Origin of the sequence: Saccharopolyspora sp., assembly GCF_017434145.1 — a bacterium.
Taxonomy (GTDB): domain Bacteria; phylum Actinomycetota; class Actinomycetes; order Mycobacteriales; family Pseudonocardiaceae; genus Saccharopolyspora_C; species Saccharopolyspora_C galaxeae.
Genome location: NZ_JAFRFW010000105.1, coordinates 1 through 1,946 on the forward strand (window position 1 = coordinate 1; position 1,946 = coordinate 1,946).

The following is a 1,946-nucleotide window of genomic DNA, read 5'->3' on the forward strand; positions in this document are numbered from 1 at the left end:
GAGGTGCTGGCCCGGCTGGACGCGGCCGGTTGCCGCCGCTACGTGGTCACCGACGTGAGCAAGGACGGCACGCTGCGCGGCCCGAATACCGCGCTGCTGCGGGAAGTCTGCGCGCGCACCGAGGCGCCGGTGATCGCCTCCGGCGGAGTGTCCAGTGTGGATGATCTGCGGGCGCTGGCGGAGCTGGCGCCGCTGGGAGTCGAAGGCTCCATCGTGGGCAAGGCGCTCTACGCCGGGAACTTCACCTTGCAGCAGGCGCTCGCCGCGGTCGCCTGAGCACCGCTTACCCTGGTGGCATGGCCGTCGCGGTACGTGTGATCCCCTGCCTGGACGTGGACGCGGGGCGGGTCGTCAAAGGCGTCAACTTCACCGACCTCGTGGATGCTGGCGATCCCGTCGAACTCGCCGAGACCTACGACGGCGAGAGCGCCGACGAACTCACTTTCCTGGACGTGACCGCGTCGTCGGCGGACCGCGAGACGACTTACGACGTGGTGCGCCGCACCGCGGAGCAGGTGTTCATCCCGCTGACCGTCGGCGGCGGCGTCCGCAGCCCCGAGGACATCGACCGGCTGCTGCGCGCGGGCGCGGACAAGGTGAGCCTGAACACCGCCGCGATCGCCCGGCCGGAGCTGCTGCGCGAGTCGTCCCGGCGGTTCGGCGCGCAGTGCGTGGTGCTGTCCGCGGACGCCCGGCGGGTGCCGGAAGGCGGCGAGCCCACGGCGTCCGGTTTCGAGGTCACCACGCACGGCGGGCGGCGCGGCACCGGGATCTGCGCGGTCGAGTGGGCCGGTCGCGCTCAGGAACTCGGCGTCGGCGAGATCCTGCTGAACTCGATGGACGCGGACGGCACGAAGGCTGGGTTCGACCTGGAGATGATCCGCGCGGTGCGGGCCGAAGTGGACGTTCCGATGATCGCCAGCGGCGGTGCCGGCGCGGTCAAGCACTTCGCGCCCGCCGTGCACGCCGGGGCGGACGCGGTGCTGGCCGCCAGCGTGTTCCACTTCGGACAGCTGCGGATCGGCGACGTGAAGGCCGCCATGCGCGCGGAAGGGATCACGGTCCGATGAGCGAGCTGGACCCGGCGATCGCCGAGCGCCTCAAGCGGAACCCGGACGGGCTGGTGGCGGCGATCGTGCAGCAGCGCGGCACCGGCGAGGTGCTGATGATGGCGTGGATGGACGACGAGGCGCTGCACCGCACGCTGACCACCCGGCGCGGCACGTACTACTCGCGCAGCCGCGGGAAGTACTGGGTCAAGGGCGAAACGTCCGGGCACCTGCAGCACGTGCGCGAGGTGCGGCTGGACTGCGACGGCGACACCGTGCTCGTGGTCGTCGACCAGGAAGGCGCCGCCTGCCACACCGGTGATCACACCTGCTTCGACTCGGACGTGCTGCTCGGCCCGTCTTCCTGAGCTGGCACGTCTCCGGTCGCCAATTCGCCCGTGAGGTAGCGCTGCAGGTTGGGCGCGATCGCGGCGACGACCGTGTCGTGATCGGCCGAGGCGAGCGGCTCGAGCTCCACCACGTAGCGCATCATCCCCAGCCCGACGATCTGCGTGGCGCCCAGTGCCGCCCGCAGGTCCGGGCGGTCCATCCGCAGCTCCCGCGCGAGCTTGCCGAACACCACGGTCGCCACGAACTCCCGCAGCATCCGCACCGCCGAGCCGTGCGTGGCCACGCTGCGCGCCAGCGCCGCGAACGCGCCGCCGCCCGCTTCGTCCCACACGGTCAGGAACCGGTGCAGGATCCGTTCGGCCAGCTTCTCCGGGTCGCCCGCGAGCAGTTCCGGCAGCAGCACGGCCGGGTCGACGGGGATCTGCACGGCTGCGGTGAACAGGGATTCCTTGCCGCCGAACCAGTGGTTGACCATCGCCGGGTCCACTCCGGCGCGGGTCGCGATGGCCCGCACGGTCGAGTCGTTGTAGCCGTGCTCGGCGAAGA

The 1,946-nt window shown here is 71.6% G+C and carries 4 protein-coding genes; 3 read left to right on the top strand and 1 reads right to left on the bottom strand.

The genetic code is table 11. The features are described 5' to 3' along the window. The 3 genes from IJH84_RS02835 to hisI all read left to right on the top strand — a co-directional run. A partial coding sequence (locus IJH84_RS02835) for a HisA/HisF-related TIM barrel protein (RefSeq protein WP_295139861.1) occupies window positions 1-276 on the top strand: 276 nt, incomplete at its 5' end. Window positions 277-296: 20 nt separating this feature from the next. Beyond that, window positions 297-1,070, top strand: a complete 774-nt coding sequence (gene hisF, locus IJH84_RS02840) for an imidazole glycerol phosphate synthase subunit HisF (RefSeq protein ID WP_295139863.1) — start codon at window positions 297-299, stop codon at window positions 1,068-1,070. Beyond that, complete coding sequence (gene hisI, locus IJH84_RS02845; RefSeq protein ID WP_200069980.1) at window positions 1,067-1,417, top strand: phosphoribosyl-AMP cyclohydrolase; 351 nt, start codon at window positions 1,067-1,069, stop codon at window positions 1,415-1,417. The genes hisF and hisI overlap by 4 nt, the downstream gene beginning before the upstream one ends. Here hisI and IJH84_RS02850 read toward each other — a convergent pair. Continuing rightward, window positions 1,372-1,946, bottom strand: a 575-nt coding sequence (locus tag IJH84_RS02850; RefSeq protein ID WP_295139865.1) for a TetR family transcriptional regulator, incomplete at its 5' end; no start/stop codon positions are given. The two genes, hisI and IJH84_RS02850, sit on opposite strands and share 46 nt — an antisense overlap.